Origin of the sequence: Amycolatopsis sp. MJM2582, assembly GCF_000754115.1 — a bacterium.
GTDB lineage: Bacteria > Actinomycetota > Actinomycetes > Mycobacteriales > Pseudonocardiaceae > Amycolatopsis > Amycolatopsis japonica.
In genome coordinates this window covers 1777962-1797681 of sequence record NZ_JPLW01000002.1, presented here as the reverse complement: position 1 = coordinate 1797681, position 19720 = coordinate 1777962, and the positions used below count along the sequence as shown (strand labels likewise).

The 19720-nt window shown below is 69.4% G+C and carries 18 protein-coding genes and 1 riboswitch; of the genes, 10 read left to right on the top strand and 8 right to left on the bottom strand.

Annotated elements, in window-relative coordinates:
- Nucleotides 1–36 precede the first annotated feature (36 nt).
- Complete coding sequence (locus ED92_RS18395) at nucleotides 37–1224, top strand: sodium:proton antiporter (protein WP_037339590.1); 1188 nt, start codon at nucleotides 37–39, stop codon at nucleotides 1222–1224.
- Nucleotides 1225–1239: 15 nt separating this feature from the next.
- Here the strand turns inward: ED92_RS18395 and ED92_RS18390 are convergent, their stop codons facing one another.
- Together ED92_RS18390 and ED92_RS43380 are read right to left on the bottom strand one after the other, a co-directional pair.
- Nucleotides 1240–1554 carry a hypothetical protein gene (locus ED92_RS18390; protein ID WP_037339588.1) on the bottom strand — a complete coding sequence of 105 codons (315 nt, stop codon included), beginning with the start codon at nucleotides 1552–1554 and terminating at the stop codon, nucleotides 1240–1242.
- 82 nt (nucleotides 1555–1636) lie between these two features.
- On the bottom strand, nucleotides 1637–2947 hold the full coding sequence (locus ED92_RS43380; RefSeq protein ID WP_235213311.1) for a hypothetical protein: 1311 nt from the start codon (nucleotides 2945–2947) through the stop codon (nucleotides 1637–1639).
- 162 nt (nucleotides 2948–3109) lie between these two features.
- On the opposite strand from ED92_RS43380, the gene ED92_RS18380 reads away from it, so the two are divergent.
- Both ED92_RS18380 and ED92_RS18375 read left to right on the top strand, forming a co-directional pair.
- Entirely contained in the window at nucleotides 3110–4093 is a 984-nt protein-coding gene (locus tag ED92_RS18380; RefSeq protein WP_037339585.1) for a LysR family transcriptional regulator, read from the top strand.
- A 133-nt stretch (nucleotides 4094–4226) separates the two neighbouring features.
- Nucleotides 4227–5552 carry an alpha-lytic protease prodomain-containing protein gene (locus ED92_RS18375; RefSeq protein ID WP_037339582.1) on the top strand — a complete coding sequence of 442 codons (1326 nt, stop codon included), beginning with the start codon at nucleotides 4227–4229 and terminating at the stop codon, nucleotides 5550–5552.
- A 161-nt stretch (nucleotides 5553–5713) separates the two neighbouring features.
- Here the strand turns inward: ED92_RS18375 and ED92_RS18370 are convergent, their stop codons facing one another.
- Nucleotides 5714–6028: a multidrug efflux SMR transporter gene (locus ED92_RS18370; protein ID WP_037340344.1), complete on the bottom strand. Its 315-nt coding sequence runs from the start codon at nucleotides 6026–6028 to the stop codon at nucleotides 5714–5716.
- Nucleotides 6029–6039: 11 nt separating this feature from the next.
- Nucleotides 6040–6108: riboswitch (guanidine-III (ykkC-III) riboswitch) on the bottom strand.
- Between the two features lie 79 nt (nucleotides 6109–6187).
- Nucleotides 6188–7399 (bottom strand): MFS transporter, encoded by a 1212-nt coding sequence (locus ED92_RS18365; protein ID WP_037339579.1) that lies wholly within the window; start codon nucleotides 7397–7399, stop codon nucleotides 6188–6190.
- 82 nt (nucleotides 7400–7481) lie between these two features.
- On the opposite strand from ED92_RS18365, the gene ED92_RS18360 reads away from it, so the two are divergent.
- Complete coding sequence (locus tag ED92_RS18360) at nucleotides 7482–8384, top strand: LysR family transcriptional regulator (protein WP_037339576.1); 903 nt, start codon at nucleotides 7482–7484, stop codon at nucleotides 8382–8384.
- A gap of 2 nt (nucleotides 8385–8386) precedes the next feature.
- Here ED92_RS18360 and ED92_RS18355 read toward each other — a convergent pair whose 3' ends face one another.
- Complete coding sequence (locus ED92_RS18355) at nucleotides 8387–8968, bottom strand: TetR/AcrR family transcriptional regulator (RefSeq protein WP_037339574.1); 582 nt, start codon at nucleotides 8966–8968, stop codon at nucleotides 8387–8389.
- Between the two features lie 61 nt (nucleotides 8969–9029).
- On the opposite strand from ED92_RS18355, the gene ED92_RS42800 reads away from it, so the two are divergent.
- Nucleotides 9030–9575, top strand: a complete 546-nt coding sequence (locus ED92_RS42800) for an SRPBCC family protein (RefSeq protein WP_161791119.1) — start codon at nucleotides 9030–9032, stop codon at nucleotides 9573–9575.
- On the opposite strand, the gene mptB is transcribed toward ED92_RS42800, so the two are convergent.
- On the bottom strand, nucleotides 9479–10918 hold the full coding sequence (gene mptB, locus ED92_RS18350) for a polyprenol phosphomannose-dependent alpha 1,6 mannosyltransferase MptB (protein ID WP_037339571.1): 1440 nt from the start codon (nucleotides 10916–10918) through the stop codon (nucleotides 9479–9481). The genes ED92_RS42800 and mptB overlap by 97 nt on opposite strands.
- Before the next feature lie 111 nt (nucleotides 10919–11029).
- Here mptB and ED92_RS18345 point away from each other — a divergent pair, with 111 nt between their 5' ends.
- The 4 genes from ED92_RS18345 to ED92_RS18330 all read left to right on the top strand — a co-directional run bounded on the left by ED92_RS18345 (nucleotide 11030) and on the right by ED92_RS18330 (nucleotide 15123).
- On the top strand, nucleotides 11030–11665 hold the full coding sequence (locus ED92_RS18345) for a DUF4230 domain-containing protein (RefSeq protein WP_037340340.1): 636 nt from the start codon (nucleotides 11030–11032) through the stop codon (nucleotides 11663–11665).
- 58 nt (nucleotides 11666–11723) lie between these two features.
- A complete protein-coding gene (locus ED92_RS18340) occupies nucleotides 11724–14066 on the top strand; it encodes a molybdopterin oxidoreductase family protein (RefSeq protein WP_037339568.1) in 2343 nt (780 codons plus the stop codon).
- A 3-nt stretch (nucleotides 14067–14069) separates the two neighbouring features.
- The gene (locus ED92_RS18335) at nucleotides 14070–14528 is read left to right on the top strand and encodes a hypothetical protein (RefSeq protein WP_037339565.1); all 459 of its coding nucleotides are present in this window, start codon (nucleotides 14070–14072) and stop codon (nucleotides 14526–14528) included.
- An 85-nt stretch (nucleotides 14529–14613) separates the two neighbouring features.
- A complete protein-coding gene (locus tag ED92_RS18330) occupies nucleotides 14614–15123 on the top strand; it encodes an SRPBCC family protein (RefSeq protein WP_037339562.1) in 510 nt (169 codons plus the stop codon).
- Here the strand turns inward: ED92_RS18330 and ED92_RS18325 are convergent.
- The gene (locus tag ED92_RS18325) at nucleotides 15120–16391 is read right to left on the bottom strand and encodes a sodium:proton antiporter (protein ID WP_037339560.1); all 1272 of its coding nucleotides are present in this window, start codon (nucleotides 16389–16391) and stop codon (nucleotides 15120–15122) included. The two genes, ED92_RS18330 and ED92_RS18325, sit on opposite strands and share 4 nt — an antisense overlap.
- A 44-nt stretch (nucleotides 16392–16435) precedes the next feature.
- Entirely contained in the window at nucleotides 16436–17638 is a 1203-nt protein-coding gene (locus ED92_RS18320; protein WP_037339557.1) for a GAF domain-containing protein, read from the bottom strand.
- Nucleotides 17639–17795: 157 nt separating this feature from the next.
- Here ED92_RS18320 and ED92_RS18315 point away from each other — a divergent pair, with 157 nt between their 5' ends.
- Complete coding sequence (locus tag ED92_RS18315; RefSeq protein WP_037339556.1) at nucleotides 17796–19613, top strand: NAD(P)/FAD-dependent oxidoreductase; 1818 nt, start codon at nucleotides 17796–17798, stop codon at nucleotides 19611–19613.
- Nucleotides 19614–19720: the final 107 nt, after the last annotated feature.

The following is a 19720-nucleotide window of genomic DNA, read 5'->3' as shown; positions in this document are numbered from 1 at the left end:
TGGCAGGGGAGTCCACCGGGAACGAGGGGCGGGTAGATGATCCAGAGCGTGCTCGTCGGCGCGGTCGTCGTGCTGGCTTGGACGATGACCGCGGCACGGCTGGAGCGCTGGCAGATCACCGCGCCGATGGCGATGGTCGCGGCCGGGCTGGCGATCGGGTTCACCACCCGCAACGACCTCGGCAACGGGCTCAACACCGAGATCGCGCTCAACGCGGCGGAACTGATCCTGGCGCTGCTGCTGTTCGTGGACGCCACCGCGGTGAAGGGCGGTTACCTCGGCCACGACGCGAAAACGGCGGTGCGGCTGCTGCTGATCGCGTTGCCGCTGACGATCCTGATCGTCATGGGCGTCGGCCTGCTGACGCTGCCGGGCCTCGGCTGGGCGGCGGTCCTGCTGATCGCCTGCATCATCGCCCCGACGGATTTCGCGCCGGCGACGTCGGTGGTGCACGACGTCCGGGTGCCCGAACGCGTGCGGCATCTGCTGAACGTCGAGAGCGGGTACAACGACGGCGTCGTCGCGCCGGTCTTCATCTTCGCGCTGACCCTCGCGGGGAGCCATCACCAGGCGAACACGCCGGGTGAGGCGCTGCAGGCCGCGATCCCGGCGGCGTTGCTGGCCGTGCTCGCGGGCTCCGTCATCGGGGCGGTGGCCGCGGTGACGATGAACGTGACGGCCAAACACGGCTGGTCGACCCGGCATTCCGCGCGGGTCGCGGCCGTCGCCCTGCCGCTGCTGACCTACACGGCGGCCGTCGCGATCGGCGGCAACGGGTTCGTCGCCGCGTTCATCTGCGGGATCGCGTACAAGACGGCCCGGCACCCCGGTGAAGAGGAACTCGGGCTCGCCGAGGACGTCAGTTCGCTGTGCGGGCTGCTGATGTGGTTCGTCTTCGGCAGCACCGCGGTGCTGGTGCTGTCGTTCGGTCTGACGTGGGGCATCGTGCTCGTCAGTGTCGTCGCGCTGACCGTCGCCCGGCTGATCCCGGTGCTGCTCGCCTTGCTGCGGACGGACTTCCGGTGGAAGGACCGGATGACCATCGGCCTGCTGGCCCCGCGCGGCGCGGCGTCGATCGTGTTCGGGCTGCTGGCGTTCAACTCGCTCGACGGCGAGGCGGCCGACGTCGCGCTGAGCGTCATGTCGGTGACCGTGCTGGCGAGCGTCGTCGCGCACGGTGTCGGGGCTTCGGCGTTCCTGAACCGGAAGTCGAAGAGGACCTGACCGGCGCCCTCGCGGTCAGCCGCTCATCGCCTTCCTGATCGCCGCTTCGAGCTCTTTCACGTGCTTCGAATTCATGCCGCCGTAAGTGAAGGTGTTCATGTCGACCTTGTCGGCGTACATGGGCACGTCCTCGACGATCGCCTTGGACGCGCCGGTCACCTCGAAGACGAGCCTTCCCGGCTTGAACGCCGTCGGCGGAAAGTTCCTGATCGCTGTGACCTTCTCGAGGCTGAACGTGTGCTTCTTGTCGTTGAACCCGCTGACCGCGGCTTTGATCGTGATCGTCCGGCCGCTGAAGCTGATGGATCGACGTCTGGCGTGGATGTGCACGAACCCTCCCCTGGGCGCGAAAGAGGGCACTCTATGAGAGAAGAATCGAGCGGACGAGCCCCGTTCCCGAACCGTTACCGGGTCAGTTGCCCGGCGTCTCCACGTCGTCCAAGGTCAGGTCGTACGGTTCGGCGCTGTTCCACAACGCCTCCGCCTCGCCGAGGAAGGTCCGGTACGCCGCACCGTCCGCGGGCTGCAGGACGAACTTCGGCTCACCCGCGGCCTGGTAGGTGTAGTACTCGGCGAACAGCGCCGAGCCGGTGGCGATGACCCCGATCGCGATCGGATGCGTGACGAGCCGGACGGAGAGGTCGCCGCCGGTCGAGCGGCGCAGTTCGGCCAGCACCCGCAGCGTGTGGAGCACGCGCTCTCGCGCGCTTTCCGGCGAACGCACGGCGTAGTAGCGGGAGGCCGCCGTGTCGATCGCGGGCGAATGCGGGTCGATCAGCACGAACCGGATCTTCGCGCCCGCGCGCAACCGTTCTTCGAACTTGCCGTAGCTGTTGTTCACCAGGGTGTTGCGGGCCATCCCGGTGACCAGCAGTTCGCTCGTGCCGTCGATCGCCTCGGCGAGTCCGGCGCCGAAGTCCTCGCTGAACACCGGACGACGTGCCCGCGCGAGCCGGTCCTCGGCGGACAAGGGCCAGGGGGTGCCGTCCTCCCACAGCCGTTCCGCCTCGTCGGCGAAGTGCCGGTACCACGGCGCGTCCTTCGGTTCCACTGTGAACACCGGAGACGCTTCACCGGTCGGCCGGTATTCGTAGTGCTGAACGCAGACCAGGCCCCGTTTGGTGGAGACGTCGAGACAGTTGAAGCCCGCGGACGAGATCCTTGACGAAACCCGGATCTCGAGCCTGCCGCTCGTCCTGCTCTTCAAGGACGTCAGTTCGTCCAGTGTCGCAAGGATCCGCTGCCGCAGCCGTCCTTGTCCGAGGCTTTGGGAAATTCGGCGATCGGCCACCGCGACGAGTTCTTCGTCGGTCGGATCCAGGACGAGTACCCGGATTCGTCCGCCCGAGTCGAGGATCGACCGGATATCGCTGCGCATGCCCTGCACGGTCCTGGTCATCGAATGGCCGATGAGCAGGATGTCGAAGGCCGCCGCGCGCCGGGAGATGAGATCCGCGGGGAACTCCGGATCGAAGAGCGCGGCGGGGCCGCCGCGATTCGAATCCCGGACCTGTTCGGTCAGCCGCCGCGAGCGGATCTGGGAGAAGGCGAGCAGGGCCAGCAATGCCGTCACCACGGAGGAAAGCGTTTTGACGTCCGAGATCCCGGTCGCGCCCAGGACGGTGAACGCCAAGGCGACGGTGCCCAGTACGTAGAGATCCAGGTTGTCGTCGGTGATCACCCGCGCCAGCGATCGCCGGATCCGTCGACGCTCGTCCGCCACTGAACCCCCTCGTCGTTGGTTGCGTGGAGACAGTATCGGCCGGACGCCCCGGCATGTCCGGGATTGCTGACATCGATGGCATACCGCGAACCAAGCGATACGAAGCCATTTGGCTCAACCGTTTGTCTGGTCCAGTCCAGTTATGTCTACTAACGTAGAGGGATGGAGCTGGAACTGCGCCACTTGCGCATCATGTGCGCGATCGCCGAACTCGGGAGTATCACCAAAGCGGCGAATACGCTCGGAATGGCCCAGCCTGCACTGACAGCACAACTGAAGCGCATCGAACGGACCCTCGGCGGGAAGCTGTTCCTCCGCGATCACACCGGCACGAGGCCGACCGCGCTCGGTCTCCTCGTCCTCGACCGGGCCAAGATGGTGCTGCCCGCCGTGTCGTCGCTGCACGACGAAGCGGCACGTCTCGCCCAGCACGCGGGCACCGGTGAGCCGGTGACCCTGCGGCTCGGCTCGGCGACGGGGCCGATGCTGGGAGCCCTCCTGCAACGCCTCGGCACCACCCATCCCGACATCCACGTCGCCACGCATACGTCGTGGTCGGCCAACAAACTCGCGGACATGACCGCCGAGGGCGCGCTGGACTTCGCCTTCGTCGGCGTCTGCGGTGACGCGGGCCCACCGCCGGAACCCGGTCTTCGCTGGCGGACGCTCGCGCATCATCCGGTGTTCGTGCTGATGTCCGCGCGAGACGAGCGCGCGCAGCAGAACGAGGTCGAACTCGGCGCCCTCGCGGACGAACGCTGGTGCGCGACGCCGGGGGACGGATGCTTCGGCGACTGTTTCGCGTCCGCGTGCGCGAGATCGGGCTTCACGCCCCGATCGTTGTACGAGACCGATGTGCTGACCTGTATCGAGATGGTCGAGTCGGGACACGCGGTCGTGTTGTGCCAGCCGCTGTTCCACGAGATCCCGGGGATCGTCGCGGTCCCGATCGCGGGGAATCCGCTGAGCTGGCGGAATCTCGTCGGCTGGTCGGAACGCGGGGAGATGGGGCCCTTCGCCGCGGAGATGATCGCGCTGTCGCGCGCGGTGTACGGCGAGCTGATCGACCGGCGGCCGACCTACTCGAAGTATCTGGAGTTGAATCCGGGTTATGGCGTCGACTACACGGATGCGGGAGTGGGCTGACCAGCGCGGAAGCGGTTGAAAGGTCCAGTCCACTCGGTGGATATGACCTAAATGGTATGTACCATTTGTAGCAGGTGCCTCGTACGGTCTGGGACGAGATCTTCTTCCGGAACGCGGTGAGGAAACGCCTGAAATGAACCGAAAGATCGTAGCGGCCGCCGCGGCGGCCCTTACCGGCGCGGGCCTGGTCACAGCCGTCGCGCTGACGCCGAGCGCCAGCGCCGGCCAGACCGCTTCGGCGGCCGACCAGGTCCAGTCGGAGATCGTCGCCGCACTGGCGCGCGACCTGAAGATCAGCCCGGATCAGGCGAAGACCCGGCTCGCCGGCGAGCAGAAGGCGGCCCGCGCCGACGGCGACCTCAAGACCCGGCTCGGCCCGTCCTACGCCGGATCGTGGCTGGACGCGTCCGGGACCACGCTGACCGTCGCGGTCACCGACGCGGCCCTGGAAGGTGTCGTCCGTGCGGCCGGCGCGACCCCGAAGACGGTCGCCCGGAGCGCCGCGCAACTCGACGCGGCGAAGTTGTCGTTGGACGCCAAGGGAACCAGCGCGCCGAAGACCGTGCCCGGCTGGTACGTCGACGCCACCACCAACTCGATCGTCGTCCTGGCCAACGCCGGTGGCGAGGCCGCCGCGAAGTCGTGGGCGACCGCTTCCGGTGTGCGTGCCGACGCGGTGCGGGTCGAGACCAGCACCGAAAGCCCGGTGCCGTTGATCGACGTCATCGGCGGCAACGCCTACACCTTCGGCTCGGGCCGGTGCTCGATCGGTTTCTCGGTCGAGGGCGGCTTCGTCACCGCGGGCCACTGCGGCACCACCGGCACGCGCACGTCGAACCCGAGCGGGACCGTCGCGGGCTCCAGCTTCCCCGGCAACGACTACGCGTGGGTCCGGGTGGACGCGGGCAACACCCCGCGCGGCCTGGTGAACCGGTACCCGGGCACCGTCCCGGTGGCGGGTTCGCAGGAGGCCGCGATCGGCGCGTCGGTCTGCCGCTCCGGTTCCACGACGGGCTGGCACTGCGGCACGATCCAGCAGAAGAACGCCTCGGTGAACTACCCGCAGGGCACCGTTTCCGGCCTCACGCGGACCAACGCCTGCGCCGAGCCGGGTGACTCCGGTGGCTCGTGGCTCGCGGGCGACCAGGCGCAGGGCGTCACCTCCGGTGGCTCCGGCAACTGCAGCTCGGGCGGCACGTTCTACTTCCAGCCGATCTCGGAGATCCTGAGCGTCTACAGCCTCCGCCTGGTGACCTCGGGCTCGAACCCGCCGTCGAGCACCACGCCGACCACCACGACGTCGAACAACCCGCCCGGCGGAACCTGGGCGGCCGGTACCACCTACGCCGCGGGCGCGACGGTGACCTACGACGGCGTTTCGTACCGGGCCCTGCAGGGCCACACCGCTCAGGTCGGTTGGGAGCCGCCGAACGTCCCAGCGCTCTGGGCGCGCGCCTGACCACCTAGCCGTCCGGGCCACACGCAGGGGTGCGCCCGGACCCGACCGCCCCCGACGTCGTCCGTGCGTCGGGGGCGGTCCCTTTTTGGTCGGGTGGGTCGTGAGTGGCGTTTCGGGTTCTAACCCGAAACGCCACTCACGACCACCTGGACCGATCGGCGTCAGTGCAGGACCTTCAGGCCCACCACGCAGGCGACGATCCCCACGATCAGCAGGATCCGGGCCACCGAAACGGTTTCCGCGCCGGACCACATGCCATAGGCGACGGTGAGCGAAGCCCCGATGCCGACCCAGACCGCGTAGGCGGTGCCGACGGGGAGATCCTTCATCGCGTACGCGAGACCCACCATGCTGGCGACCAGCGTGACGCCGAAGATCACCGACGGAACGGGCCGGGACAAACCTTCGGATTTGCCGAGGGCGGTGGCCCACACGGCTTCCAGCACACCCGAGACGACGAGGACAAGCCACGACATGACGCGCTCCCAGAGCGCCGTCTTGTCGCTGGCCGGGTACGGCACCCACTCGTCCGGGGACCTCGTTGAGGAGGTTCCGTCACCAGGATGGCACATCGCCCGTGTGGATCGCCCGCCGGTTTGACGAGGGTCACCACGCGGGCGCGCCATTGTGGACGGTCAGGTCAGCACCTTGGGGGCCGACCAGGCGAGCAAACCCAGTTCCAGCACGGAGAATCCGATCAGCGCCCACGCGCTCGGCAGCCAGATCAGCGCGATGCCGACGAGCAGGATGGGCAGGACCAGCCCGGCGTAGGCGGCCAGGAACAGGGCGGCGAGGACCTCGCCGCGCACCGGCGGTTCGGCGAGGGCGGCGACGGTGGCCACCGACGCGCGGAAGCCCAGCCCGACACCGGCGCCCGCGACGATCCCGCCCGCGACGAAGAGCCACAGCTGCGACGTCGTCACCGCGACCGGCAGCGCCACCAGCCCGCTCACCATCAGCCCGAGACCGAGGCGCAGCTGGGTTTTCCTGGCCAGGCCGGCGAAGAGCACCTGCGCCGCGGCCGCCGCGAGGAACACGGAGAACGAGGCGAGACCGGCCAGCAGCCGCGAACTCTCGTGCATGCCCTGCGCCAGCAACGTCGGCGTCAGCGCCATGAATAGACCCGTGATCGCGAACGCCGCGAAGGCGCCGATCGCCGCGCCGAAGAAGGCGGGCCGCGCGCTCGACGGGAGTGAGACGCGCTGCGGCCGATAGGCGGGCCGTTCTTCGGCGCGCTCCACGGTTTCCGGCACGAGCGCGACGGCGATGGCCGCGGCGAGCAGCAGGACCAGGAAGAACACGAACGGGGTGGTGAGCGGCTCGGCCGAATAACTCGCGAACACGCCACCGAACAGCGGTCCGAGCGCCAGCCCGCCCATGTTGACGACGGTCGCGATCAGTCCCGCGCGGCCGTGGTCCTCCCGTGGCCGGGCGACGGCACGGAGTTCGGACAGGTGCGCGGTGGCGGTCGCGGTCAGCGCGCCGATGCCCGCGCCGCCGACGAGCCTGGCCAGGATCAGGCCGGGAACGTCCGGCCACGCCAGGAAAAGTGTCGCGGAAAGCGCCTGGGCCAAGGTCGCGGCGAGGATCACCCGCCGTCGTCCCAGCCAGTCGCTGACATGGCCGGCGAGATACAGGCTGCCCATCACGCCGACGGCGTACGCCGCGAAGACGATGGTCACGACGTAGGTCGGGAAGCCGTCGCGCTGCTGATAGAGCACATAGAGCGGCGTGGGGACGGTCGAGAAGGCGAGTGAGGCGGCGTAGGCCGCCGCGATGACCCAGAAACCGCGACCGTGGCTGATCCGCCGGAACGCGGGACGGGGGAGGGCGACACTGTTCAGCATGTCTCCACTGTGAATCTTCGGATCATCCAAGTCCAACGAACAATCCTGGTCACAGTTATCGGTGGATGCGATAATCGAAACCGTGGAGACCCGCCAGCTCGAATGTTTCGTCGCCGTCGCCGAGGAACTCAGCTTCACTCGCGCCGCCCAGCGGTTGTACGCGGTGCAGTCGACCGTTTCGGCGACGATTCAGGCCCTCGAAGGCGAACTGGGGGTCAAGCTGTTCGACCGGTCCACGCGAAAGGTCGAGCTCTCCCCGGCGGGGAAGGTGTTCCTGCCCGAGGCGAAGGCCGCGCTGGAAGCCTTCGACAGGGCGCGCGAGGTGGTCACCGACGCCTCCGCCGGCCTGCGGGGCAGCCTCCGCATCGGCACGCTGACCAGCGTCGGCGATCTCGACCTGCCCGATCTGCTCGGCGCGTTCCACCGCCGCTATCCGCTGGTCGACCTGCACGTTTCGGTGTCGATCACCGGCTCGACCGGACTGGCCGAGGACCTGCGTCAGGGCAGGCTCGACGTCGCACTCCTCGGCCTGCCCGAATCCGATCTCGCCGGGCTCGACACCAAACTGCTCGGTTCGGCGCCGTTCGTGGCTGTGCTGCCAGACGGCCACCGGCTGAGCGGGCGGCGTTCGCTGACGTTGGCCGACCTCGCGGGCGAGTCGTTCGTGGACAACCCCCGCGGCTTCGGCAACCGGGTGGCCCTGGACCGCGCTTTCGAGGCGCTCGGGGCGCCGCGCCGGGTCATCGTCGAGGTCGCCGACCTGCGTGCCGTGCCCTCTTATGTGACGGCGGGGCTCGGCGTCGCCGTCGTGCCCGATCTCAAGCTGCTCGCGGGGGTCCGGACGATCCCGCTCGACGAGCCCGGCCTCACGTGGCCGCTGACCATCGCCACCAGGGGAGAACGGCCGCCGAGCCGGGCCGCCCGGCTGCTGCTGGACCTCGTCGACAGCGGGGAGTTCTCCCTCGTGATCCCCGCCCGGACTTGAGCTCAGCCCGTCAGCAGCGTGCGTGTCGTCCGCGTCACCAGGTCGACGGTGCGCGGCGGCGGTGCCTCGCCGCGGTCGAGATGTCTCCTCACCGCGGCGTAGGGGAGGTCGACCAGGGCGAGCATCAGTTCGTCGGTGCTCCGGCCGGTCAACGGACGCAGCTTCCGCAACACCTTGGTGATCGCCGTGTCGAGCCGGTGGTTGGCGGCCTCGACACGGGCACGATCTTCGGCGCTCCAGTCGTCGACGCCGAGTGCCCTGCCGCCCCCGTAGAGCAGTTTCGCCTCGGCGGGATGGGCGCGGCACCACCGGACGACCTGCGCGGCGGCCTCGACGGCGGCTTCGACGGCCGGTTCCTGTTCGAGCGCTTCGAGGTAACCCCGCTGGAAGCCGTCCAGGGTGCGGAGCCAGACGGCGGCGAGCAGTGCCGCACGTCCGGGGAAGCGGTGGTAGATCGACCCGCTCGGCGCGCCGACCTCGCGGGCGACGGCCGACATGGTCACCCCCGCGGCCCCTTCGGTGGCGAAGATCCGCACGGCGGCGTCGAGGAAGTCGTCGGCGGTGTGCCGCGGTGGCCGTCCCATTTTCAGAGACTATCCTCTACTATCGTTTTAGGGGAAGATCTCTAGAACTGGGAGGCGCGCGATGCGCGTATGGAACAGGCATCACCGGATCGTCGATGTGGCACCGGAACGCGTCGGCGCGTTGATCGACACACTGGCCTCGGACGGCGACAAGCTCTGGCCCGTCGACGCGTGGCCGACGATGCGGTTCGACCGGCCGCTCGGGGTGGGAGCGACCGGCGGGCACGGGCCGGTGCGGTATCGGGTCGAGTCCTACGAACCCGGGAAGGCGGTGCGGTTCCGGTTCACCGCGCCGCGCGGTTTCGACGGATTCCACGAATTCACCTTGCGGACGGCCGAAAACGGGAAGACGGAGCTCGCGCATCTCATGGTGCTGAGGCTCCGGCATCCCGCTTGGCTGACGTATCCGCTGCTGTGGCGGCCGATGCACGACGCCCTGTTGGAGGACTGCCTCGACCGCGCCGAGCGTGAACTCACCGGCACGGTCGAGACACCCGCTCGCTGGAGCCTTTACGTCCGGCTCTTGCGGAGCCTGATCTCCGGCAAGAGGCCCTTCCGTTTGAGCACGAACAAGGTGCCGCCGATGAGCACGACGGCGATCAAGTAGCCCAGCGCCAAGGACACGGCGCCGCCGTTCGCGGGCGGGAGCAGCACACCGAACACGGCGCTGACCACGGCGAGGATCCACCGCCCGCGGTCGGTCGTGAGGCTCACGGCCAGCAGCGCGACCGTCCACAGGAGATACCAAGGCTGCACGACCGGCCCGAGGACCAGCATCGCGGCGAAGGTCAGCCCTGCGGCGTAGAGCGGGTGCAGCTTCTGCCGGTACGTGAGCCACAGCAGCCTGGCGCCGACGACGAGACCGAGGATCGCGCCGATGAGCGAGAACACCTCGATCGCGCCGTCGGTCAGGTCGGCTCCGAAGATCTTGCCGACGCCGCCGACGAGGAAGCCGAGTTCGTTGGTGGGCGCCATCCAGCTGTGGACCTGGCCGGAGACCCCGGACAGCACGCGGACCCAGCCGAAGCCGAGCCCGCTGCCGAGTGAGATCGCCGCGGTGACGGCGGCGAATCCGGCGGGCAGCCCCAGTGCGACCGCCACCCGGCCGGCGGGCGTCGCCCGGCGGAACAGGTCGACGCCGACGAACAGCAGGCCCGCGACGGCCACGATCTTGATGTTCGCGGCCGCGCTCACCGCGATCACGCCCGCCGCGATCAGGGCGGGCCGGGCCGCGCCGGTCTTCGCCGCGCCCATGAGGACGAGCTCCAACCCGGCGACCATCAGCCCGACCATGAGCCCGTCGTTGTGCACGCCCGCCACGACGTGCCAGAGCACCAGCGGATTGAGCACGGCCAGCCACAACGCGATCGACGGCGAGACCCCGACGCGGCGGGCGAGCCGGGGGAGCGCCCACGCCATGAGCACGATCCCGATCAGGCCCAGCAGCCGGTGGAGCAGCACCGTCGGCACGAAGGAGTCCCCGGCGATCTGGGCGATCGTGCGGGCCAGCGCGACGAACGCGGGACCGTACGGCGCTGGCGTGTCCCGCCAGTAATGGCTGACGGCCATCGTCACCGGGGAATCGGCGCCGAGCGCCTCGGCGGGCCCCACGAGATAGGTGTCCAGCCCCTTGGCCGCGATCAGGCCTTGCGCCAGGTAGCTGTTGATGTCACCGCTGAACAGGGGGCGCGCGACGAGCAGCGGCGCGCACCACGAGACCGCGATCCAGTACAGCCGACGCTCGGACAGCCCGGCGGCGAGCCGTCCGATGCCGAGCCAGGACAGCACGAGGGTGGCCATCCCGGCGACGCCCAGCGCCACCACCAGCACCGAGGGCAGGCCGATCCCGGACGTGACCAGCACGAGTACGGCGATTCCGAGGAAACCCGCCCAGTGCAACGCCGAGATGTTCAGCCCGGCCTTCTCCGGCGCGGGCAAGACGTTCTGCATGCGGTCAAACTACTCCAAGTGCGGAACCGGGTTCCGCCGATCGTACGGGAATCCGCCTCCGACGCTTCGGGACCGCGTCCGCCGGGTACTCCCCGCGGACGAGAGGCGGTGGTGGGCGTGAAGAAACGCTGGGTACGTCTCGGGTCGTTCGTGCTGGCCGGGCTGCTGGTCGTCGCCGCGGCCCTACAGATCACCGGGCTCCTGCCGAAGCTCGACCCGTTCGGAACGTCCACTGTGGACCGCTCGCAGCCGGCGGTGCTCCAGGCGGTGCGGGATCTGAGCCAATACCACGCGGCCGTCGGTGACTACCAGGTCGTCGTCGACATCGAGAAGGACGTCGCGTGGGTGCCCGCGAGCATCGCCGGGGAACGCACGCTGTTCGTCGCGGCCGGTTCGGTCGACGCGTACGTCGATTTCGGGCCGCTGGTGGAGAATTCGCTGACCGTGTCCGAAGACCGGCGGACGGTCGAGGTGCGCCTGCCCGAACCGAAGCTCGCGAAACCCAACCTGGACAACGGACGCAGCTACGTTTTCGGTCAGGAGCGCGGCCTGATCGACCGGCTCGGCGCCTTGGTGTCCGTGCAGGATCAGCGGCCGTTCTATCTGGCCGCGGAGAAACGGATCGGTGAAGCCGCGCAGCACTCCGGTCTGCTCGAACGCGCCAAGGCCAACACCAGGGCGATGCTCACGCAGCTGCTGCGAGGGCTGGGCTTCCAGGTCGTGTTCCCGGCGGAACCGGCCACCTGACCCGGCCGCCCGCTTTGTCCGGTGTTTCGGCTGGTGAGCGGCGTGGTACGGCTTCCGCATGAACGCAGACGCGGTACCGGAGCGAATCGCCGAGGTCTGGGGCGCGCGGACCCCGTACCGGCGAGGGGACGCTTGGCCTCGCAGAGCGGACCTCCACCTCGAGGCGGGCGTCGGTGAATCCGATGTGGACCGCTGGGTTCGCTCGGCCTGCGTCCTGTGCAGCAACGGCTGCGCGTGCGACATCGCGGTGAAGGACGGCAGGATGGTCGGCGTCCGCGGCCGCGAGACCGACCTGGTCAACCACGGCCGGATGGGGCCCAAGGGGCTCTACGGGTCTTGGCAGTGGAACGGGAAGGACCGGTTGACGCGGCCGTTGATCCGTCGCGACGGCGAGCTGGTGGAATCCGACTGGGACACCGCGATGGGCCTGATCGTGCGGCGTTCCCAGGAACTGCTGGACGAGGCCGGGCCGTTGTCGCACGGGTTCTACACCAGCGGGCAGCTGTTCCTGGAGGAGTACTACACGCTCGGTGTCATCGGCAAAGCCGGCCTCGGCACCCCGCATATGGACGGAAACACCAGGCTGTGCACGGCCACCTCCGCCGCCGCGATGAAGGAGAGCTTCGGCTCCGACGGCCAGCCCGGGACGTACGCCGACATCGACCACTGCGACGCGCTTTTCCTCTTCGGTCACAACATGGCCGAGACGCAGACCGTGTTGTGGAGCCGGGTCCTCGACCGGCTCGCCGGACCCGAGCCGCCCGTGGTCGTCGCCGTCGATCCACGGCGGACGAAGGTCGCCGCGGCGGCGGTGGAGTCCGGTGGCCTGCATCTCGCGCCGCTGCCCGGTACCAATCAGGCCCTGATGAACGGTCTGGTCCGCGAGCTGATCGTGAACAAGTGGATCGACGAGGACTACGTTTCCGCGCACACCCTCGGCTTCTCCGAACTCGAAAAGACCGTCGAGCCGTACACGCCCGCGCACGTCGGCGAGATCTGCGGGATCGAGCCGGACGCCCTGGTGCGAGCCGCGGAGATCTTCGGCACGTCCGAGCGGGTGCTGTCGACCGTGCTGCAGGGCTTCTACCAGTCACATCAGGCCACCGCCGCGGCCTGCCAGGTCAACAACCTCCATCTGCTGCGGGGCATGCTCGGCAAGCCTGGCGGCGGAGTGCTGCAGATGAACGGCCAGCCCACCGCGCAGAACACGCGGGAATGCGGTGCCGACGGCGACCTTCCCGGCTTCCGCAACTGGGAGAATCCCGACCATGTCCGGCAACTGGCGGAACTGTGGAACGTCGACGAGCTGACCATCCCGCACTGGTCACCGCCGACCCACGCCATGCAGATCTGGCGCTACGCCGAACAGGGCTCGATCCGGTTCCTCTGGATCTCGGCGACGAATCCCGCCGTCTCCATGCCGGAACTCCCGCGGATCCGCGAAATCCTCGGCAAGGAAGACCTGTTCGTCGTGGTGCAGGACGGTTTCCGGACCGAGACGGCCGAGTTCGCCGACGTCGTCCTCCCCGCCGCGCTCTGGGGCGAGAAGCAGGGAACCTTCACCAACGCCAACCGCACGGTGCATCTGTCGGAAAAGGCGGTCGAGCCACCGGGCGAGGCGCGCGCCGATCTGGACATCTTCCTCGACTACGCGCGGCGGATGGACTTCCGTGACCGCGACGGCGATCCGCTGATCGGCTGGCGGACCCCCGAGGACGCCTTCCGTGCCTGGCAGGAGTGCAGCCGGGGCCGGTTGTGCGACTACACCGGGCTGTCGTACGACAAACTCCGCGGCGGCAGCGGGATCCAATGGCCCTGTGACGGCGAGCGCCCGGACGGCACCGAACGGCTCTACGCGGACGGCGTGTTCACCACGAGTTCGGACGCCTGCGAGGACTTCGGTCACGACCTGCTCACCGGCGGGACGGTTTCGGCCAAGGAACACCAGGCGCTGCACCCGGACGGACGCGCGTTCCTCAAGGCCGCCGAGTACACGGCACCGCCGGAGGAGCCCGGAGAGCGGTATCCGTTCGTCTGCACGACGGGGCGCACGGTGTACCACTTCCACACACGGACCAAAACCGGCCGCGCCCCGAAGCTCCGGCGGGCCGCGCCGGAACCGTGGGCGGAAATCGCCGCGTCCGACGCCGCCGAACTCGGGGTCACGGACGGAGATCTCGTCCTGGTCGAGTCCGCGCGGGGCCGGGTCGAAGTGCCCGCCCGGATCGGCCGGGTCCGTCCCGGCGTCGTGTTCCTGCCGTTCCACTACGGCTATTGGGACACCGGCGGCGAAGGGCATCCTCGGGCGGCCAACGAACTGACCATGACCGAATGGGATCCGGTGTCCAAACAGCCGCTGTTCAAGATCGGTGCCGTCCGCGTCCGGAAGGTGGAGGGCTGACCCATGCATCTCGCCACCTACCTCGGCCTTCTGCACACCTCCCTGACCACCCTCGCCGACGCCTTCCGGGAGGTCGGCCGCGGCCACGGCGAGGAACCCGACGTCGAGCACACTTGCCTGCTGCTCGCCGGACGGATCGACCGGCAGACCGAGGCGCTCGCCCCGATCGTCGAGCGGTACGGCGAAGACCGTGAAGAGGAGCCCGAGCGGCTCCACGCCGCGGGCCTGGAAGGTACCCGCAGCGGTGGTGTCGGCCTGCTGCGGGACCTGCAGGACCTCTACGCGCTGTCGTCGTTCACCGACATCACCTGGACCGTGGTGGGCCAGGCCGCCCAGGGCCTGCGCGACCGGGAACTGCTCGACCTCGTCGAGGACCATGAGCAGGAGACCGCACGGCAACTGACCTGGCTTCGTACGCGGATGAAGCAAGCCGCACCCCAGGCACTCATCGCGGCACGATGATTCCGCGTCCGTGCGGTGCTTCCCGCGCCGGGCTTGACCGACGGGACTCCTGCTGGTGGGCTGGCGAAGTCGACTGGGAGGCGCGATGGCGACGAAGCCGAGGGACAGCCTGACCTACAGCGAACCGATCGCGACCGGGGAGGTCACGATCGGCGCCGGCCCCGAGCAGGTGTACCGGCTCGTCAGCGATCCGGTCGCGATGTCGGAGTGCACCGAGGAACTGCGCAAGGCCCGCTGGATCCGCGGCGCGACCGAAGCGCGCGTCGGGAACTGGTTCGCCGGCAGCAACCGCAACGGACGACGGCGCTGGGTGACCCACGCCGAGATCGTCGAGGCCGAGCCAGGGCGGCGGTTCGCCTACCGGGTGCGCACGCCGTTCTTCGTGCCGATTTCGCGGTGGGAGTACGACATCGTCCCCGAAGGCGACGGCAGCCGGCTCACCGTCACGAACTGGCTGCGGGTGCCGCCGTGGTTCGTGCCGCTCGCCATCCTCATCACCGGTGAGCCGGATCGCGCCGGGACGAATCAGGCGAATATCGCGACGACGTTGCAGCGGGTGAAGGCGCGGCTCGAGGGCCGGGAGTGGCATCGCTAGGTTTCGTGCTTGAAAGGCCCGTTCTCCAGGTTCTGCATTCCCCGGTCCTCCAGCCTGCGCATCACCGGACCGGACAGCAGCCCGTGCACGAGCACCGAAACCGCGATCGTCAGCGCCGTGACCCGCCACAACGAGTCGGCCATCGGGAAATCGCCGTGCCCCAGCGCGTACGAGAGGTAGTAGAGGCTGCCGATCCCGCGGATGCCGAAGAACGCGATCGCCGTCGCCGCCGGGCGGGTGGTGGCGCCGCCGAGCAGCGCAAGGCCGCCGAACAGCGGGCGCACGATGACCACCGCCGCGACCGCCACCAGGATTTCGGCGAGCGTCAGACCCGCCAGCAGCCCGTCGCCCAGCGCGACACCGAGACCGAGCAGGGCCAGCGCGACGAAGAGGCGTTCCAGCTGGTCGCCGAATTCGTGCAGTACCCCGTGGTACTCGTGCGACCGTTCGCTGGCGCGGATGGTCGCCGCGGCGATGAACACCGCGACGAAGCCGATGCCGCCCAGCCACTCGCAGAGCGCGAAGGGGAGGAACGCGATGGCCAGCACCACCAGGCCGTCGGAGTATTCGCCGAGGCGCAGCCTTTCGTGCCGCACCCGGAACATCAGCCACGACAGCAACCGGCCGCAGACGAAGCCGACCAGGACGGCGATCGCGAGCGGGACGACGACCTCGGTCAGCAGCCAGGGCACCGGCGACGTACTCGCCGTCCCCGCCCAGACGAGCGCCAGCAACACGAACGGCATCGCCAGACCGTCGTTGAGCCCGGCCTCCGAGGTCAGCGTGAACCTGATCTCGTTGTCCGAGCCCCGCCCGTCGCCGGTATGCGGCGCGGGCACCTGGACGTCGCTCGCCAGCACCGGGTCGGTCGGGGAAAGCACGGCGCCCAGCAGCAGCGCGGCGGCGGGGGACAGGGCGAGCGCCCACCAGCCGAGGAAGGCGACCGCGCAGACCGAAAGCGGCAACGTGATCGCCAGCAGGCGCCACGTCGAGTTCCACGATCGCCAGCCGATCAGCCGGTCGGACTTCAGCCCCGCGCCGACCAGCGACACCAGGACGCCGAGTTCGGTGATCACCTCGACGGCGCCCACTTGCGACCGCGGGTCGAGGACACCCTGGCCGTAGGGGTGCGGGAAGGGAAGCAGCCCGAAGACCAGCCCGCCCATCAACAGGACCAGCGGCATCGATAAGGCGCGTTCGTGCAGCAGGTTCGGCAGCACGGCGGCGCACAACGCCAGAACGCCCGCTCCGGCGAGCAAGATCTCCATGCGCGCGGAGTACCCGGACCGACCGCCCGGCAACCGGGCGAGGTTCAGCCGCCGACTTCGAGTCCTTTATGGACTGTCAGGGTGACACCCGCGGCGAGCCGGTACGGCCGGGTGTCCACAATGGCCCCCAACAGCCTTCGCAGCCGGGAGACCTCGGCACGGACGGTGACGAGGTGTTCGGCGTCACCGTAAAGCGCCCTGCTGAGCGCCTCGGCCGAAAGCCCGGACAGGCCTGCCGTGTTGAGGTGCACCAGGATCTCCGCGTGCCGCGGTGTCACGGTGCGGACCCAGCCGACGTCACCCGACGCCATCCGCAGCATCGGCGCGTGGCCGAGTTCGAGTTCCAGCCGCACCTGGCGCGCGGTGTCGGCGGGACGGACGAGCCAGCCTTCGGCCAGCCGCTCGGGCAGGCAGGCGCCGAGTCCGGGCACGGCGAGGATCTGTCCTTCCGACGGCGCGGCGATCCGCGCGCCGGAGGCGACCCCGGCGGAGTGGGCCACCCAGCCGTCGTCGTCCACCAGCAGGACCGGGCCGCCCACGCCGGTCACCACCGGTTCGGCGGTCCGGCGCAATCGGTCCAGACCCTGCTGGTGGTGCCGCCAGAGTTCGGATTCGACCAGCCGACGTCCGGTCTCCACCAGCGCCCCGATCGCCGGGTGCAAGGTGAGCGCGGGTCCGCTGACGTCGATCACGCCGAGCAGATCGCCGGTGCGCGGATCGTGCACCGGCGACGCGGTGCAGTACCAGGGATGCTGGCCCTGTTCGAAATGTTCCCCGGCGAGCAGTTCCACCGGCGCGGCCTCGGCGAGCGCGGTGCCGATCGCGTTGGTGCCGACCCTGGTCTCGGTCCAGACGGCGCCTTCGGTGAAGCCCAGGGTGTCGGCCCGGCGCCGCACGGCGGGCGAACCCACCCGCCAGAGGATGATGCCGTCGGCGTCGGTCACCACGAGCAGCATGTTCGCGGTGTCGGCCGTCGCGCCGACCACCTGCCCGAGATCGTCCACCACCAGCCGCAAGGGGGAAGCGCGTCGACGGCGGGCGACCTCGTCGAGCGGCACCGAATCCCGGGTGTTCACGCCGTCGGCGGCGAGCCCCAGGCTCAGCATCCGCGACCAGGAGCGCGACACCAGCGGCCGCGGCCGGACCCGAGGGCGGCCGCCACCGATGACGGCTTCGTGCATGCGGATCAGGTCGCGGGCGTGCATCGGCAGGTCGGCGCCTGGCGGGACCGAGCTGTGCACGCCCACACGCCACCTCCGCACCATCGCGTCGACTGACCAGCATAGGACCGGCGGACGAGGCGCGCCACGGAGTCGCGCTGCAACTCGCTGCAACCCTTGCCGCTCCACCCGCCCGCGGCGTGTGATCGGGGTAACAGCCGAACGCCGAAGTTCAGGAGTGGCCATGACACAGACGGTGGACCGGATCGAGGCGACGGGCTCGCCGCAGGCTCGGGTGGACGCCTGGCTGAGCCGATTCGAATCGGCCCTCGCCGCCCGCGACGTCGAAGCCGCCGCAGCGCTTTTCGCCGTCGACAGTTATTGGCGTGACCTGGTCGCCTTCACCTGGACGATCAAGACGGTCGAAGGTCGCGACGAGGTGGCCGGGATGCTCGGCGACTGCCTCGACCGGATCGACCCCTCCGGGTTCCGCACGACCGAGACGCCGACCGAAGCCGACGGCGTGACCGAAGCGTGGCTGGAATTCGAAACCGCGACCGGTCGCGCGAAGGGCCACTTGAGGCTGAAGGACGAAGGCGCCTGGACCTTGCTGACCAGCCTGCGCGAGCTCAAAGGTTTCGAGGAGCGTCGCAACGAACAGCGGCCGAAGGGTGTCGAGCACGGCGTCGTCCGCGGCCGGAAGTCGTGGGCGGAGAAACGCGAGGAGGAACAGACCCGGCTCGGCTACGAGCAGCAGCCGTACGTCGTCGTCATCGGCGGCGGACAGGGCGGGATCGCGCTCGGTGCCAGGCTGCGGCAGCTCGACGTGCCCACGCTCGTCCTGGAACGCAACCAGCGGGCCGGTGACTCGTGGCGCAAGCGGTACAAGAACCTCTGCCTGCACGACCCGGTCTGGTACGACCACCTGCCCTATCTGCCGTTCCCGGACAACTGGCCGGTGTTCGCGCCCAAGGACAAGATCGCCGACTGGCTCGAGATGTACACGCGGCTCATGGAGGTCCCGTACTGGACGAGCACCGAGGTCACCTCGGCCTCCTGGGACGAGGAAGCGCAGCAATGGCTGGTGACCGTCGTCCGCGAGGGCGAGGAACTGGTGCTCACCCCGCGGCACGTCGTGTTCGCGACCGGGATGTCCGGCAAGCCGAATCTCCCGTCGTTCCCGGGAATGGACGAGTTCGAGGGCGATCAGCACCATTCGTCCCAGCACCCCGGCCCGGATTCCTACGCCGGCAAGAAGGCGGTCGTGGTCGGCTCCAACAACTCCGCGCACGACATCTGCGCGGCGCTGTGGGAACACGGCGCCGACGTCACCATGGTGCAACGCTCGTCGACGCATGTGGTGAAGTCGGATTCGCTGATGGACCTGGGGCTCGGTGACCTGTATTCGGAACGCGCGGTGCGTTCCGGGGTCACCACCGACAAGGCGGACATGATCTTCGCGTCGATCCCGTACCGGATCATGCCGCAGTTCCAGATCCCGGTGTACGACGCGATCCGTGAGCGGGACAAGGACTTCTACGCGCGGCTGGAGGCGGCCGGGTTCCAGCACGACTGGGGTGACGACGGTTCCGGTCTGTTCCTGAAGTACCTGCGGCGCGGCTCCGGCTACTACATCGACGTCGGCGCGTCGGAACTCGTCGCCGACGGGAAGATCAAACTGGCCCACGGCCAGGTCGACCATCTGACCCGCGACGCGGTGGTGCTGTCCGACGGTACGGAGCTGAAGGCGGACGTCGTCGTCTACGCCACCGGCTACGGCTCGATGAACGGCTGGGTCGCCGACCTGGTCGGCCAGGAGACCGCGGACCTCGTCGGCAAATGCTGGGGCCTGGGCTCCGGCACGACGAAGGACCCCGGGCCGTGGGAGGGGGAGCAGCGCAACATGTGGAAGCCCACGCAGAAGGAAGGCCTGTGGTTCCACGGCGGGAACCTCCACCAGTCGCGGCACTACTCCCTTTACCTGGCGCTGCAACTGAAAGCGCGCTACGAGGGCATCCCGACGCCGGTGTACGGGCTCCAGGAGGTACACCACAAGTCGTGACGGCCCAGAGGCTTCGGTGCCGGACCCCGGGCGGGCCGGCACCGGAGGGCGCCGCCCCCGGACCATGGGCGGTCGACGGCGTCGGGCACCGCCTCCAGACCCTGGGC

What these genes read in the sequence shown, in the direction of transcription:
- ED92_RS18395 (WP_037339590.1), top strand. Translation starts at nt 37, where the DNA reads ATGATCCAGAGCGTGCTCGTCGGCGCGGTCGTCGTGCTGGCTTGGACG.
- ED92_RS18380 (WP_037339585.1), top strand. Translation starts at nt 3,110, where the DNA reads ATGGAGCTGGAACTGCGCCACTTGCGCATCATGTGCGCGATCGCCGAA.
- ED92_RS18375 (WP_037339582.1), top strand. Translation starts at nt 4,227, where the DNA reads ATGAACCGAAAGATCGTAGCGGCCGCCGCGGCGGCCCTTACCGGCGCG.
- ED92_RS18370 (WP_037340344.1), bottom strand. Translation starts at nt 6,028, where the DNA reads ATGTCGTGGCTTGTCCTCGTCGTCTCGGGTGTGCTGGAAGCCGTGTGG.
- ED92_RS18365 (WP_037339579.1), bottom strand. Translation starts at nt 7,399, where the DNA reads ATGCTGAACAGTGTCGCCCTCCCCCGTCCCGCGTTCCGGCGGATCAGC.
- ED92_RS18355 (WP_037339574.1), bottom strand. Translation starts at nt 8,968, where the DNA reads ATGGGACGGCCACCGCGGCACACCGCCGACGACTTCCTCGACGCCGCC.
- ED92_RS42800 (WP_161791119.1), top strand. Translation starts at nt 9,030, where the DNA reads ATGCGCGTATGGAACAGGCATCACCGGATCGTCGATGTGGCACCGGAA.
- mptB (WP_037339571.1), bottom strand. Translation starts at nt 10,918, where the DNA reads ATGCAGAACGTCTTGCCCGCGCCGGAGAAGGCCGGGCTGAACATCTCG.
- ED92_RS18340 (WP_037339568.1), top strand. Translation starts at nt 11,724, where the DNA reads ATGAACGCAGACGCGGTACCGGAGCGAATCGCCGAGGTCTGGGGCGCG.
- ED92_RS18335 (WP_037339565.1), top strand. Translation starts at nt 14,070, where the DNA reads ATGCATCTCGCCACCTACCTCGGCCTTCTGCACACCTCCCTGACCACC.
- ED92_RS18330 (WP_037339562.1), top strand. Translation starts at nt 14,614, where the DNA reads ATGGCGACGAAGCCGAGGGACAGCCTGACCTACAGCGAACCGATCGCG.
- ED92_RS18325 (WP_037339560.1), bottom strand. Translation starts at nt 16,391, where the DNA reads ATGGAGATCTTGCTCGCCGGAGCGGGCGTTCTGGCGTTGTGCGCCGCC.
- ED92_RS18315 (WP_037339556.1), top strand. Translation starts at nt 17,796, where the DNA reads ATGACACAGACGGTGGACCGGATCGAGGCGACGGGCTCGCCGCAGGCT.